The organism is Fictibacillus sp. NRS-1165, assembly GCF_050468105.1.
Classification (GTDB): domain Bacteria; phylum Bacillota; class Bacilli; order Bacillales; family Fictibacillaceae; genus Fictibacillus_C; species Fictibacillus_C terrinigri.
Window position 1 is genome coordinate 253,504 of record NZ_JBDPNU010000019.1, and the last position, 14,691, is coordinate 268,194.

A 14,691-nucleotide genomic window follows, 5' to 3' on the forward strand; every position below is an offset into this window, starting at 1 on the left:
CGGATATGAAAATAAAAGCCTTGTTTGTGGCTCCGTATGCCACGATGAAGAATTTAATTGAGGAATGCAAGCAAGAGCAGGACGAGTTAGATGTACATATTCAAATCGGCAATCTTCAGGAAGGGGCTGCGGTCGCGAAAGAAGCTGAAAGGCAAGGGTTCGATGTGATCATCAGCCGGGGAGGCACTGCAAAAATAATTGAAGAAGAAGTTAATATCCCGGTTGTTGATGTTCATGTTTCCGGCTACGACATGCTGAGAGTTCTCACGCTCGCCAATGATTTTAACGGCAAAAAAGCGATTGTCGGCTTCTCTAATATTACGATGGGAGCCCAGGCGATTACCGATTTATTGGATATTTCAATGGAAGTATTTACGATTGAGGAAGAACAGGAAACCGTTCCTCTCGTTCAGCAGCTCAAAAAAGAGGGATATGAGCTCATCATGGGGGATGTGGTGACGGTTAATGCGGCTTCAAATAACGGTTTGAACGGCATACTGATTCAGTCAGGAAAAGAAGCCATATTGGATTCATTCCAACGTGCGGTTTCTGTATATAAACTAGTGGAAAAGAAATCGCTTGAATCCACTCTTCAGCGGGAAATTTTGAAACTTGCACAGCCCGACATGCTCGTCTTTACGGAAAACGGTTCAGTCGTTTACGAAAACTGGGCTGTTTTTTCAAAAAGGCCGTTGTCAGATCAACAGCTGGAAGATCTGCGTCTGCAGCAATACACTCAAAACAAAACGTATCATCGGGTGATGCAAAACGGCGAAGAGCAGTTTAAAATAACGATAAATATGAGAAACATCATGGAGATAAACTACTTGGTGTGCTTTTTGGAGAGTGTTACCTTAAACGAGCGATCGAGCCTTGAAATCGAAGCCATTACACAGCGGCCTTTCCTTATTAATCAAAGTCAAGCGATGGCAGGGTGTTTATCTTTACTGCTTTCAGCCCCTTCAGGAAGTCCAATCCTTTTGATAGGGGAAGAAGGGACGGGGAAGAGATTGCTGGCCAAGTACTTTCATTATGAAAATGGAGAAAATCGTTCGCTGTTGGCTTCCATATCAGCCGCTGATCTGATTGAACTCCCGATCGAAGATATCAATGAAAGCATCTCCACCGTTTATGTCCATTCGCTTCACTTGCTGGAAGGACAGCATGAAGATATCTTTATACAGGAACTTTTTCAGCTGAAGGAACAGGGGCTGACGGTGATCGCTTCATGCTCTCCATCTGAACAAGAAACCTTGAGAAGACTCAGTTATCATGAAAACGTAACGAGGATCAGAATGCCCGCACTCCGAGACCGCAAGGAAGATCTTCAGGAGCTCACCACTTATTTTATGGCGCTTTATCATCAACAGCTTGGAACATCCGCTGTTCGTATTAAAGAGGATGCCATTGAGGAATTGCAGCACTATCCTTGGCCGGGAAACGTGGCGGAACTAAAAGCCCTGATAAAAGATGCCGTACTGTTGGAGAAGGGATATATTCTTGAGAAAAAAAGAATTCAGCAGCTGTTGAATTCAACGAATCAGAACAAACAAGGTATGAATCAAGTATTGAAAGGGACATTAAACGAGATTGAGGAAAAAATAATACGTGTCGTGCTCGAGGAAGAAGATTTTAATCAGACAAGAGCGGCAAAAAGGCTAGGAATTACCCGTGCCACCCTATGGAGGAAGCTGAAAAGTTAAGTTCAGCTTCTTTTTTTGTTTAAGGCTTTGTTAAGTAGTTTGTTGTTTTTCAGGCATAAAATATGGGAACGTCCGATTTGGACGTTCCCGTTCTTATTCCATTAAAGCCCCCTATAATGGAATAACTGTAAAGCTGATGAAGCTTTTTTAAAAGCTCCGTCTTCCCGCCCAAGCTCCTTGCATTTTACTAAGGAATACAATTTGCCCAATATGATATGCGTCGTGCATCGCTAAACTCTTCAGTTCAAGCACTAATGAATTATCTTCTCCTGGGATCTGTCTATACAAATCTTCATGTTCTGATTTTGCTAGTATTTTTCCAAGTTCACGATGAACATAAAAGTATTCTTGTTTTGTTTCCTTCCAATTTTCTAACGTCTCAGTTGGTAATCGAAATGTAGATTCATTATTTTCTGCCTGTGGTTCATTCGCTGTTTCACCAAGAAATCGCATCAGAAATCTCTTTTCATAGAAAAGTAAATGACAAACTAATTCCCAAATGGAATTCATTGCCCCATCAGCTGGTTTCCAAATTGCCTGTTCAAAAGTGATATCCTCTAGCACTTTTTCAAGTGGTGGAAACCAGTCTTCTTCATCTAAGCAGCTTGCCCATTGTTGTAACAAAAGTGTCTTTACATCCATTTTCTATTCCCTCCAATTTAATCCCTTTAATAGATAATCCCTTTGGTCAAAATTCATTTGCGGCGTGTTGTAGATAGCTCACTAATTAAGGTGTCATGCCAATTCCTTGTTCAATTAAACTGGCCCTTTAACGGAACAATGAACGTTCTTTTATTCGGAAAATTCTGATAAACCTAGTTTATCATAAGTTGTGTTAACTGACTGTCTAAAACCATTTTGGTTATCGTAAAGTTATCTTTTATATGTTTGATGGTGTCTAAGAATTGGAACCAGCTGAAATAATGGTCTAGATATTTAGCCGCTACAACATTTATAGGTTTCATCCATTTCTACTATGCCTTCGAAAAGTTCAAAATCCATCTGTTTCAATGCAGTTAGAATTTTATGCCTCCAATAAAAAAGCGTCACATAATGAGCACCATTGAGTTTAGCTGATTTCCGAAGGGAAAACCCTTCAATCATACATTCGATGAACTGAAGCCATATACCAGGCATATGAGTTCTGTGAAGACGAGTGTTCGTCATATCTGTGAATGTTTTTCCGCACTCTTTGCAGCGGCATCTTTGACGTTCAATGGTATTGATCATAGTTTTTACCTGATATTTACCGAACCGAATGACATTAGTGGATTGACAATAGGTGCAGGTGTAGCCGTCTTTGTGTTTCTGTTCTGATAACATCAGTGAATACAGACTCTGTTTCTCCCGAACTCCCTAATGAGTTTGTGAAGAACTCCTTCTATCGCTGCTGGTCTCTTCGGCTAAGATTTCTAATTTGGTTAATTATGTCCGCTAACGCCATTAAAACTCACTCGCTCTCGGTAAAATGTTCGGGCAAATCAAATAACAACATTATTCTTTAACAAATAATTGTTTAAAAATTAAACGTTTTCGCACGAATGAAAACATTTCCATTGCAAATTTAAAACAATAAGGTGTACTATCATAATTGAAAACGTTTTCTGTAAGGGTTTATGTTTAAAAATTAAACACATTGCAAAAGGCGGGGTAATAAAATGAAAATTAAAAAAACGATAGAGCGTGTTCCCGGCGGAATGATGTTGGTTCCTTTGTTGATCGGGGCGCTGATTAAAACTTTTTTTCCAGATTTGTTTGAACTGCCAGAGTTTAAAAGCTCTTTTACCGGCGGGCTTTTAACAGGTACGTCCGCTTTATTGGCGGCATTCTATGTTTGTCTCGGATCAACCATCAGATTTGAAGCAACCGGGTATATCTTAAAAAAGGGCGTTTCCTTATGGGTTGGTAAAATTGGGACAGCACTTATTGTTGCCCTTCTCATAAAAGCCATCGCTCCAGATCAAAACCATTTATTCCTAGGATTATCCGCACTGGCCATTGTAGCCGCTTTTTCCGATACAAACGGCGGATTATATATGGCGCTGATGGGGCAGTTAGGCAAACGGAATGAAGACGTTGCCGCTTATTCGATTATGTCGTTGGAATCAGGTCCGTTTTTCACCATGCTCATTCTTGGTGTAGCAGGTCTTGCAAGTTTTCCTTTATTGGCCTTTGTATTTGCGATTCTGCCTTTGATCCTGGGTATGATTCTCGGTAACCTTGATGAAGACATGAGAGCATTCTTGAGTAAGGCTTCTGACGTAATCATCCCATTGTTTGCACTCGCTCTTGGAGCGGGAATTGATTTGACCAAAGTGGTGCAGGCAGGAGCTTCAGGAATCATTCTTGGTCTTGGTGTTGTCGTGATTACTGGAATTGTACTATTCCTGGCCGACCGGATTACAGGGGGAGATGGTGTGGCTGGTGTAGCAGCTGCGTCTACAGCAGGTAACGCTTCTGCGGTTCCTTTGGCGGTTGCTGCGGTGTATACAGGGTACAAGGAAATAGCTGCGGTCGCGACCCTTCAAGTGACAGCAGCGGTTGTCGTAACTGCAATTTTGACACCGATCTTAACCGCATGGCTGGCAAAACGAACAAAGAAAACGGCAACAGATGTGAATCTTACACACTAAACGGTTTTAATTTAAAGGAGTTTTTCTTCAATGCAATTATTTATACTGGCAGATGACCTGACAGGAGCCAATGACTCAGGCGTACAACTATCGAAGCAGGGATTCCGATCGACCGTATGGCTGGAAAACAACACAAAGCCTGATGGTGAGACGGATGTAGCCATTTATGATACTGACAGCAGGGCTTTAACCGAAGAAGAAGCGTATCATCGTGTTTATGAGGCTTCATTGCATGTGAAGAACCTGCATGACGTCCATGTGTATAAGAAAATGGATTCCACCCTCCGTGGAAATATAGGTGCCGAACTGGCCGCTGTGTGTGACGCGGTTCAACCAGAGATTGTTGTCATTTCGGCAGCCTACCCCAAATTGGAGAGGCAAACGATCAATGGATGCCAATATGTTCGCGGCAGACTTGTTGAGCAGACGGAGTTTGGACAAGATCCAAAAACGCCCGTTACAGAAAGCAGCATCCCGGCGCTATTGAGGAAGTACGCCGGACATAAAATCGGCACAATCGACAGCGGATTGCTGTCCCGTTCAACGAAAGAAGTTTTAGCAAACGTGCTTGATGAGATGGATGAAGGGAAAACGTGGTTTGTTTGTGATGCAGAGAAGGAAGAGCATCTGGAAAAAGCAGCTCAAATTTTTGCCTCTCTCCATAAAAAACTTCTATGGGCGGGATCAGCAGGTCTCATCGAGTACTTGCCGGCTGCCCTGAAGCTTGAAGTGCCAAAGCGAGAGAAAAAGGCAAAGGCAGAGATAAGCCGAACCCTTACTGTGTCAGCCAGCTTATCCATGACGACGAAAGTTCAGCTGGAAAAGGTGAGTACAATGCCGGATTCCTTCATGATTGAAATGCAGCCAGCAGATTTAATGAAAAAGACCTATGATCTGCAAAATCTGATTCAAAGCATAAAACAGGTCCCGGGTATGCGCCATTTCGTCCTCTATGTGGATGGTTCACATGAAAACCGGGAAGCTGCCCGGATGCTTGGCGGTGAATTAGGCCTGCATAAGAATCAGATCGGTGAAAGGATATCAAAGGAACTTGGAATCATAGCCCGGTCTTTGCTTGACCGGTTTCCTGATATCTCAGGGTTGGTGCTTACTGGTGGAGACACCGCAAAGGCAGTATGTTTAGAAGCCGGAATGGCACAAATGGAACTGTGGTCTGAGCTGGAGCCGGGTCTTCCCCTGGGGATCCTAAGCGATAAAAAACGCATGTTTTGGGCGGTAACTAAGGCCGGGGGATTCGGCAATGAAGATTCTTTAGTCCATGCGTTGAACCATATGACAGGAGAGGTGTTACAACATGAATCAAAATAAAAGTATCATCGGTATTACAATGGGAGATGCAGCAGGTGTAGGTCCTGAAATCATCTTAAAAAGTCTAGAGAACCGGGAAATATACGATCTATGCCGCCCTTTCGTGATCGGCGACAGCAAAATTTTGGAGCGGGCCAAAGGCTTCGTGGACAGCGGCCTTGCGATTCGAAATATTACAGAAGAGGAGATTGAACATCTTAACTTCGAGTATGGTACGGTTTACACTCTGAATTTGGATCTGCTGCCTGCGGATCTCCCGGTCGGACAGGTCTCTTCCCTTGCAGGACATGCCGCTTTTGAATATTTAAGCAAGGCGATCGACCTTGCGAATAAAGGTAAGATCGATGCGATATGCACAGCCCCATTGAACAAGGAGGCACTGCACAAAGGAGGCCATAAGTATCCGGGACACACTGAAATATTGGCCGAGTTGACAGGCACCAAAGAGTTTTCGATGATGCTTTCCGCTCCGAATTTAAAAGTAATCCATGTCACGACCCATGTCGGCATCATAGACGCTGTAAAAATAATTAACCCTGAACGGGTCTACCGAGTGATTAAATTAGCGCATGAAACGCTGAAAAAATCAGGGATTGAATCTCCGAAGATTGCGGTCTGCGGTATTAATCCGCATGCCGGAGAAAACGGACTGTTCGGATATGGCGAAGAAGAAGAGAAAGTCATTCCTGGAGTGAAAAAAGCACTGGAAGAAGGCGTTAATGCAGTAGGGCCGCTTCCTGCCGATACCCTGTTTTTCCGCACGGTCCGCGGGGATTTTGACATTGTCGTTGCCATGTACCATGATCAGGGCCACGGACCCGTCAAAGTCCTTGGACTGGACGCAGGCGTAAACATCACCGTCGGGCTGCCGATCATACGCACGAGCGTAGATCACGGAACGGCATTCGATATTGCCGGCAAAGGGCTGGCCGATGAAAAAAGTATGACCGAAGCGCTCCGTCAGGCGGTGGAGCTGGCGCCAAAAAGATAAAGAGAGAAGGGCTTTTTCCCTTTTCTCTTTTTTTAGTGCAAAAAACCCAATTCCTTTCTCATTGATTCGAAAGAATCCTCCGGTCCTCCCGCTACTATTTCCTCATTTTGGGAAATTGATTAACTATATATTGAATTTTCAGACTTTAATTTTTAAAATGAATAAGAAAGTTAGGAACCTTTACTAACCAACCCTGCAATGATCCTCCAGCCACTCACCCAGATCCTTTCCATTTCATATCTCACCATTATTTTTAATCTGAAAAGCAGAAGTCACCTGTCATGGTCAAACTTTAATGAAGGAGACAAATGATGAAATTTATACACAAGGGCGGTACCGCGTTTATTAAAGAAAAGAACAAACGGAACATCCTCCATTGTATAAAAGGAGATGGACCGCTCTCGCGTACTGAAATTGCTGAGAGGCTGCAGCTTTCCAAGCCTACTGTATCTGCAATCGTGGAAGAATTGCTTAATGAAAAATGGATTAAAGAGAGCGGTATAGGTGTTTCAAAGAGCTTAGGCGGTAGAAAACCCATTCAGCTTGTATTTAACTGCCGGGCTGCTTACGTGATCGGTGTGGATATTGGTGGGACAAAAGTAAGGATAGGGATCAGTGATCTTGATGGAAACTTGCTGGACGTTGATGAGTTTTCAACACAAAACCATATTCACTCGAGTTTTTTACACGCGATTAAAGAGCGGGTGGAAATGCTTTTAGAAAAACAAGGTATGACGAACGGAGAAATCCTTGGAATGGGGATCGGTGCTCCAGGAATGACTGATGTGGATAGAGGAATTGTTATTGACGCGCCAAGTCTCGGCTGGTCGAATTATCCTTTGAGAAAAGAAGCCCAAGCGCTGTTTCCATGGCCCGTGCTGGTTGATAACGATGTGAACGTCGCTGCGATCGGTGAACAATGGCTCGGGGCAGCAAAAGGGTTGAGCAATGTCGTCCTGATCGCCATCGGAACAGGAGTGGGCTGCGGCATCATCATCAACGGGCAGCTTTACCGGGGCGCAACATGGGCGGCAGGTGAGATCGGCTATATGGTCACCGATGCAGCAAAAGCGAAGGGAGCAAATCTGCCTCCTCCGCATGAGGGCTATGGCTTTTTAGAGCGGTTTACAGGAGGCCCAGGTATTGTCCAGAGCATGCAGCATGAACTGAAAGGGAGACCGGCTGATCATTCATTTCCACGAGATTTTACAGCCAGGGATGTTTTTCAGAAAGCCAGGCAAGGCGACCCTGATGCATTGCAAGTGATAAACGAGGTAATTGATCATATTGGCTTTGCAGTAGCTAACGTGATTTCAATTATAAATCCTGAAATTGTCCTTTTAGGAGGTGGCATTTCAAAGAGTGCGGATTGGTTTATGCCAAGGATTCAGAACATCATCCAAGATTTTGCATCGGTATCGGCCCCTGTTAAAACAACGGCGTTTGGAGAAGATCTTGGGGTTGTCGGTGCCGTATCTCTTGTGCTCCGGGAAACGGAAAGTGTTTTAAAAGAGATGTGAAAAAGGAGATGGGTTCATGAAACGTATCATTGCCATTGTCATGTCTGTCCTGATGACGTCCGTATTGATGGTTCCCGCCAATGCCCAGGGAGAATCAGCCGAGGAAAAACCAAAAGACCTCTGGAGTGCGGTAAAGCCGCTCGATACGATCGTCAGTTTTTTGAATACAGGTGCTCACCCGGATGATGAGCGAAGTGATCTGCTCGCTTACCTGTCACGTGGAAAAGGAGTCCGGACCGCGAGCCTCATTGCCAATCGGGGAGAAGGAGGGCAGAACGAAATCGGAAACGAGCTGGGGGATGCTCTCGGCATTATCCGTACAAGGGAGCTGATCGAGGCTTCAAAGGTGACTGGTGTAAAGGTCTATCACCTCAGCCGTAAGCCGAGCGATGAGATTTATGATTTCGGATTTTCAAAATCCAAAGAAGAAACGCTCTCCAAATGGGGAGAGCAGACAGCTTATGAGCGGGTCATCCGATTGATTCGTACATACCGTCCGGACATCATCATGCCTTCGTTCCTTGACGTTGATACAGAGCATGGGCATCACCGTACGATGAACTACTTGACACTCAAAGCTTATAAGGATGCGGCGGATCCAAAAGTGTTCCCCGATCAGATCAAGGAAGGACTGAAGCCTTGGGGGCTCAAAAAGCTTTACCTGCCTTCTGATGAAAAAGGTGCGACGACTTCTTTCCAAATCGGAATGATGGATGATGTTTACGGTAAAACGTATCCGCAAATCGGGGAAGAATCACGCTTTCTCCATAAGAGCCAGGGGATGGGCCGTGACATTCCTGCGGAGCCAAGAATGATTCATCTCAAGCTGGAAAACTCCAGACTGGGAGCCCCGGGTACGGAGCAGTCCCTTTTTGATCATCTGCCTTACGATTTAAGGGAGTATGCCGGTACAGTAAAAGACAAAGGGGTTAAAAAGAAGCTGAAGGATCTCCAATCCGACTATGACGATCTGGTGGAGCTGTACCCCGACCGAAAAGCAATTGCAGAGGATGTTTATCCTGCGATCAAGCATACCCGACAGCTCGAAGAACGTGTGAAGCGCAGTTCGCTCTCAAGGGAAGCGAAAGATGATCTCCTCTTCCGCCTGGATATTAAGGAAAGCCAGCTGATGAATTTGGCGGCTGAAGCTTCTCAGGTGACCGTCAAAACCGTGATTGACCATCCTGTTCTTGTACAGGGAGGCTCTGCAAAAGTAAAAGTAACGGTAAAAAATAATGGAAAACAGATCCTTCGATCGGTAAAAGCCGCCCTTCATATTCCAAAAACATGGAAGGTTTCGGAGCATCTGCATCGAGCGGAGTTAAAACCAGGTGAGGCAAAAACATTTGCTTTCAGTATAAATGCAGCTAAGAATGCCTCTTACTATCAGCCTTATGAACCGTCAGTGATCACTTCAAGTGTCACCTACAAGGTGCATGGAACAAAGGCGGAAAAAAGTGTGGAACCCGAACAAACAGCAGCTGTTTTGCCTGACGTTTCGGTGAAAAGTGATCCTGAAAGCCTGGTTGTTAACACTGCCGATTTAAAAAAATCCATTCAAGTAAAAATGGAAGCGAAAAACCACACAGCTGGAAAGGAACAGGCAGTCCTGCATTTGAAGGTTCCTGATGGCTGGAAAGTGGCCAATGACGGCCAAAAGGTTTCCTTCAATAAGCATGGCGAGGTCAAAACGGCCGTGTTTACCGTCCAATTGCCGGCTCAGGTGAAGGAAGGAAGCTATCGCCTTAAGCCTGATGCGACGGTCAATGGCAAAACACTGGGCACGTCCGTCCAAAATATTTCTTATCCGCATATCGGCAACTTCTATTACTTGTATGATGCAGGAACAAAAGCTGCTGCTTTTCCTCTTCAGTTCGACGCGTCAAAAAGGATTGGATATGTAGAGAGCGGATTTGATAATGTGTCATCCCAGCTCAGAGCTGTGGGCATGAATGTTGTCTCATTGGATAAGGGGCAATTAGAAGCTATGGATCTCTCCCAGTTCGATACGATTGTGATCGGCATCCGTGCCTACCTTTCCCGTGAGGACCTGCTGAAGAATAACAGCAGGCTGCTGGATTTCGTGAAAAATGGGGGTCATCTCGTTGTCCAATACCATAAGCCTGAAGACAAATGGGATGCAGAAATAACCGCTCCATATAAACTCGTGATCGGCAGCCCGTCCATAAGGTGGAGGGTGACGGATGAAAATGCAAAGGTAACGATGCTGAAGCCTGCACATCCACTGTTCAACACGCCAAACAAGATCACGGATAAAGATTGGCAGGGCTGGATTCAAGAACGGGGCCTCTATTATCCAAGCGAGTGGTCTGATCAGTTCGAGACATTTGTAAGCATGGCGGATCCGAATGAGGCACCGTTTAATGGAGGCATTTTAATGGCGAACTATGGAAAAGGCAGCTATTTATATACCAATCTTGTATGGTACCGTCAAATTCAAAACAATGTCCCAGGCGGTTACCGGTTGTTCACCAACCTGATCGATTATTCAAGAGAGCAGTAAATCAACTGTGGATAGGAGGGATTCATTCTCTCCTGTTCACTCTAATTTTACGATGGGGAGTGATTTTCATGGGCGGGAAAAAAGTGATGGCCTGTGCAGCGGGTGCTGCCGTTAGCCTTTCCCTTCTTTTAAGCGGCTGTATGGCAGCTGACCAAACGGAAAAAGCAAGCGGAGGGAAAGTGAGCAAGAATCTGGAAGAAAAGGTGGTCATCTATTCACCTCATGGCAAGGATATCCTCCAGGAATTTGAACAAAAATTTGAGAAAGAAAACCCGAATGTTGATGTGGAATGGCTTGATATCGGTTCACAGGAAGTATTGGACCGAGTGCGTTCAGAGAAGAAAAATCCTCAGGCCGACGTCTGGTGGGGTGCTCCTTCCGTAATGTTTAACCAGGCAAAAGGAGAAGCGCTTCTCGAGCCATACAAACCAACGTATGCGAAGGCGCTAAAAGACGAATTCCATGATAAGGACTGGGCATGGAGCGGAACGAGCCAAACTCCAGAAGTTATTATGTATAACAATAAAAAGCTCAGCAAGAAGGAAGCTCCAAAGGACTGGGATGAGCTTCTTGATCCGAAATGGAAAGACAAGGTTGTCATCCGCTATCCTTTGGCATCCGGTACGATGAGAACGATCTTCTCTGCCATGATCTACCGCGACTATAAGGATTCAAAGGATACAAAACCAGGATATGAATGGCTGGAGAAGCTGGATGCCAACACGAAGGAGTATTCGGCGAATCCGGAAATCATGTACAGCAAGATAGCAAAGGGTGAAGGCACCGTTTCGGTATGGGCCATGCCTGATGTTGTCATGCTTAAAGAAGAAAAAAACTACCCGTTTGACTTTGTCATCCCAGAGAGCGGCACGCCTGTCCTGACCGAAGGGATCGCGCTCGTCAAAAATGCGAAGCATCCTAAAGCGGCGAAAGCTTTTTATGAGTTTGTGAACTCCAAGGAAGCGAACAAAACTCTGGCAGAAAAGCATTACCGCATTCCAACACGAACAGATATCGACGAACTGCCGAAATGGATTGAGGAGACCAAAATTAAGCCGATGGACATTGACTGGAAGGTTTTTGAGCAAAAATCCAATGAGTGGATGGAATACTGGGACAACAACATTAAGAGCAAGGAAAAAGAGCAAAAAGAATAAGGCAGGCAGAAGAGAGGGAGCAGTAAATGTCATCTGTATTGCTCGAGAATATAACCAAATCGTTTAAAGATTATCAAGCCGTTAAGGAGCTGAATCTAGAAGTCAAAAAGGGGGAGTTCTTTACGTTTCTCGGTCCGAGCGGCTGCGGAAAAACAACTACCCTCCGAATGATAGCAGGATTCTATTACCCTACGACCGGGAGAGTGCTGTTCGGAGACCGTGATATGACAAGAGTAGTGCCCGAAAAACGCAATACAGGCATGGTGTTTCAAAACTATGCTCTGTTTCCTCACATGACGGTATTTGAGAACGTTGCATTTGGCCTTAAGGTGCGCAGGCTCGGATCAGCCGAGATCAAGAAAAAGGTAGAGCAGTCACTTAAAAAGGTCAGGCTTGAAGCATTTATAGGCCGGCAGGTGAGCCAGCTCAGCGGGGGGCAGCAGCAGCGGGTGGCGCTTGCCCGCTCCCTTGTGATCGAACCGGAAATCCTGCTGCTGGATGAACCGCTGAGTAATCTTGATGCACGTCTTAGGGATGAGATGAGGACAGAAATCCTTCGTTTACAGCGGGATTATGGAATCACCACCATCTATGTGACCCATGACCAGGTTGAGGCGTTATCCATGAGTGACCGGATCGCTGTTTTTAACTTTGGGGAGTGTCAGCAAGTAGGAACACCTAAGGAAATTTATAATGAACCAGCCAATGATTTTGTGGCTACCTTTATTGGAGAAACCAACCTGATTCCGGTCATTTGGGATGGCAAGGCGGGGGAAACCCTTCAGTTTTCCTGGGAGGAAAACAAGAATAAAAAGGTGGTGGCCGAGACTCTTTTCTCTTCTTATGAGCGAGATCATCATCTGTCTGTTTCCATTCGCCCGGAAGCGGTTGAAGTGTTTGATGAAGAGCCTCTTAACCTGCAAAATGTATATGAAGGAAACGTGGAGCTGGCTCAATTTACCGGGGCATCTGTTAATCTTTTTATCTCGTTAGGTGAAAAAACCGTTCAGGCCCTTATTCTGAATAACCAGACACGACGTGAGCCTCAGCCGGGGGATAAAGTGTGGGTGCGTTTTCCGGAATCCCATGTGAGAGTGATTCCGCGCGTCATGCATCAACCGGCAAGGAGTATGATCACATGAAAAACCGTGACCGGCGTTTTACACTCCTCCTGCTTATTCCGGTTATCCTCGTCCTGGTGGCCTATGTCCTTTATCCATCTCTTCGCACACTGATCGAGAGTTTCCATCACAAAGGGGGATGGAACCTTAAAAACTATGAAACCTTCTTTGGTACAGAAAGTCGGTCCAACCTTCGGGCACTGTGGAACTCCGTCTATATTTCACTTTTAAGTGTACTGTTCTCGGCACTGATCGGCGTGCCGCTGGCTTTCATCTTCAATAAGTATGAATTTCCGGGGAGAAGCTTCTTTTCCAGTGCCGCGATTCTGCCGATTGTCCTTCCGTCCCTTGTCGGAGTGATGGCGTTTATGTTCCTTTATGGTGAGTCCGGCCTGGTGCCAAATGCAATAAAAGACCTGCTCGGGCTGAAACATGTTCCGTTTAAGATCGGCGGGGTTTCGGGCATCCTCATTGTTCATGCCTACACGATGTATGTGTACTTCTATATGACAGTCTCCAGCACCATCCGCAGCATTGATCCATCCCTTGAGGAAGCGGCCTATAACCTTGGAGCGGGAAGGTTTACCGTATTTAGAAAAGTAACGCTTCCCCTTTTAACGCCTGCCATTGTCGGTGCATCTCTTTTGGTATTCATGACCTCCATGGCTTCCTTTAGCGCACCTTTCCTGCTGGCAGGTGGGTTCAGGGTGCTGAGTCTGCAAATCTACTTTTCTAAAGTAAACGGCAACCTGCAGATGGCGGCTGCACAATCTGTTATTTTATCCGTCGTTTCGATATCCTTTCTCCTGTTTATGAGGTGGTATCAGAACCGGCGCGATTACAGAATGGCTACGAAAGGAATCGGAGCCCATCGAAGTGAGATTAAGAATCCTTTTTTGAGGGGGTCGATGGTGATCCTGGGGGTTTTAGGCGTAATCATCCTCCTGCTTCCCCATGCAACAATCCTTATTCTGTCCCTTGTTCCTGATGGGACATGGACGTATCAGACGTATCCATCCGTTTTTAATACTGAGAATTATTTATTTCTGTTTACCGAGCCGAAAATCTGGGATCCTGTACGGAATAGTTTAATTCTGGCGTTCCTTGCGACGCTTGGAAATCTCGTGTTCGGTGTGCTGACCTCGTATGTTCTCGTGAAACGAAAATTTTATGGCAAGAATATGCTGGATATCATGGTGATGCTCCCTTGGGCGCTTCCCGCCACTGTAGTGGGGATGAATCTGATTTTGGCATTTAACGAACCATCTCCCTTTACGTTTGGCAACATCCTGGTCGGGACGTTTTGGATTTTGCCGCTGGCATATTTTATCCGCCATATTCCACTTGTCGTTCGTTCAACGAATGCTTCGCTTGAGCAGCTGGATGACTCGCTTGAGGAAGCGGCGAGAAACCTTGGTGCAGGGTGGTTCTACTTATTTCGAAGGGTCGTGCTTCCACTGGTCATGCCTGGAATAATGGCCGGTACAATGCTTGCTTTTGTGGAGGCGGTTGGGGAATTTCCAACCTCGGTCCTGTTGTACACCTTAAGCAACCGTCCGATCTCCATTGAAATCATGAACCAGCTCCGAATGTTTAATATGGGGCAGGCAGCCGCGTATGGAATGATTCAGATCAGCTTAATCGGTCTTGTGCTGTTCATATCCAATAAGTTTTTTGGCATTAAAGCAGAGCGCTCTCTCTAAAAACAAGGAG

Annotated in this window: 10 protein-coding genes and 1 pseudogene; 9 read left to right on the plus strand and 2 right to left on the minus strand. The window is 45.4% G+C overall.

Annotated features, from left to right (window positions below; translation table 11 throughout):
• The first annotated feature begins 5 nt into the window (after positions 1-5).
• Positions 6-1,703, plus strand: coding sequence for a PrpR N-terminal domain-containing protein (locus ABHN01_RS08325; protein WP_429875129.1), 1,698 nt, complete (start codon positions 6-8; stop codon positions 1,701-1,703).
• A gap of 147 nt (positions 1,704-1,850) precedes the next feature.
• On the opposite strand, the gene ABHN01_RS08330 is transcribed toward ABHN01_RS08325, so the two are convergent.
• Both ABHN01_RS08330 and ABHN01_RS08335 read right to left on the minus strand, forming a co-directional pair.
• Positions 1,851-2,345, minus strand: a complete 495-nt coding sequence (locus ABHN01_RS08330) for a DinB family protein (protein WP_429875130.1) — start codon at positions 2,343-2,345, stop codon at positions 1,851-1,853.
• 312 nt (positions 2,346-2,657) lie between these two features.
• Positions 2,658-3,147: pseudogene (locus tag ABHN01_RS08335) on the minus strand (transposase); the annotation flags it as partial.
• A 214-nt stretch (positions 3,148-3,361) separates the two neighbouring features.
• Between ABHN01_RS08335 and ABHN01_RS08340 the strand changes: the two are divergent.
• The 8 genes from ABHN01_RS08340 to ABHN01_RS08375 all read left to right on the plus strand — a co-directional run bounded on the left by ABHN01_RS08340 (position 3,362) and on the right by ABHN01_RS08375 (position 14,681).
• Positions 3,362-4,336 (plus strand): 2-keto-3-deoxygluconate permease, encoded by a 975-nt coding sequence (locus ABHN01_RS08340; protein ID WP_429875131.1) that lies wholly within the window; start codon positions 3,362-3,364, stop codon positions 4,334-4,336.
• A gap of 30 nt (positions 4,337-4,366) precedes the next feature.
• Entirely contained in the window at positions 4,367-5,665 is a 1,299-nt protein-coding gene (locus tag ABHN01_RS08345; protein ID WP_429875132.1) for a four-carbon acid sugar kinase family protein, read from the plus strand.
• Positions 5,652-6,656, plus strand: coding sequence for a 4-hydroxythreonine-4-phosphate dehydrogenase PdxA (gene pdxA / locus ABHN01_RS08350; RefSeq protein ID WP_429875133.1), 1,005 nt, complete (start codon positions 5,652-5,654; stop codon positions 6,654-6,656). Before ABHN01_RS08345 ends, pdxA begins: the two co-directional genes overlap by 14 nt.
• 311 nt (positions 6,657-6,967) lie before the next feature.
• Positions 6,968-8,176, plus strand: a complete 1,209-nt coding sequence (locus ABHN01_RS08355; protein ID WP_429875134.1) for an ROK family transcriptional regulator — start codon at positions 6,968-6,970, stop codon at positions 8,174-8,176.
• A gap of 16 nt (positions 8,177-8,192) precedes the next feature.
• The gene (locus ABHN01_RS08360) at positions 8,193-10,700 is read left to right on the plus strand and encodes a PIG-L family deacetylase (RefSeq protein ID WP_429875135.1); all 2,508 of its coding nucleotides are present in this window, start codon (positions 8,193-8,195) and stop codon (positions 10,698-10,700) included.
• Between the two features lie 68 nt (positions 10,701-10,768).
• Positions 10,769-11,857, plus strand: coding sequence for an extracellular solute-binding protein (locus ABHN01_RS08365; RefSeq protein ID WP_290397836.1), 1,089 nt, complete (start codon positions 10,769-10,771; stop codon positions 11,855-11,857).
• 26 nt (positions 11,858-11,883) lie between these two features.
• Positions 11,884-12,999, plus strand: coding sequence for an ABC transporter ATP-binding protein (locus ABHN01_RS08370; RefSeq protein WP_429875136.1), 1,116 nt, complete (start codon positions 11,884-11,886; stop codon positions 12,997-12,999).
• Positions 12,996-14,681 (plus strand): ABC transporter permease, encoded by a 1,686-nt coding sequence (locus tag ABHN01_RS08375; RefSeq protein WP_429875137.1) that lies wholly within the window; start codon positions 12,996-12,998, stop codon positions 14,679-14,681. The genes ABHN01_RS08370 and ABHN01_RS08375 overlap by 4 nt, the downstream gene beginning before the upstream one ends.
• Positions 14,682-14,691: the final 10 nt, after the last annotated feature.

Coding starts and splice junctions, on each gene's coding strand:
- ABHN01_RS08325 (WP_429875129.1), top strand. CDS start 6: ATGAAAATAAAAGCCTTGTTTGTGGCTCCGTATGCCACGATGAAGAAT.
- ABHN01_RS08330 (WP_429875130.1), bottom strand. CDS start 2,345: ATGGATGTAAAGACACTTTTGTTACAACAATGGGCAAGCTGCTTAGAT.
- ABHN01_RS08340 (WP_429875131.1), top strand. CDS start 3,362: ATGAAAATTAAAAAAACGATAGAGCGTGTTCCCGGCGGAATGATGTTG.
- ABHN01_RS08345 (WP_429875132.1), top strand. CDS start 4,367: ATGCAATTATTTATACTGGCAGATGACCTGACAGGAGCCAATGACTCA.
- pdxA (WP_429875133.1), top strand. CDS start 5,652: ATGAATCAAAATAAAAGTATCATCGGTATTACAATGGGAGATGCAGCA.
- ABHN01_RS08355 (WP_429875134.1), top strand. CDS start 6,968: ATGAAATTTATACACAAGGGCGGTACCGCGTTTATTAAAGAAAAGAAC.
- ABHN01_RS08360 (WP_429875135.1), top strand. CDS start 8,193: ATGAAACGTATCATTGCCATTGTCATGTCTGTCCTGATGACGTCCGTA.
- ABHN01_RS08365 (WP_290397836.1), top strand. CDS start 10,769: ATGGGCGGGAAAAAAGTGATGGCCTGTGCAGCGGGTGCTGCCGTTAGC.
- ABHN01_RS08370 (WP_429875136.1), top strand. CDS start 11,884: ATGTCATCTGTATTGCTCGAGAATATAACCAAATCGTTTAAAGATTAT.
- ABHN01_RS08375 (WP_429875137.1), top strand. CDS start 12,996: ATGAAAAACCGTGACCGGCGTTTTACACTCCTCCTGCTTATTCCGGTT.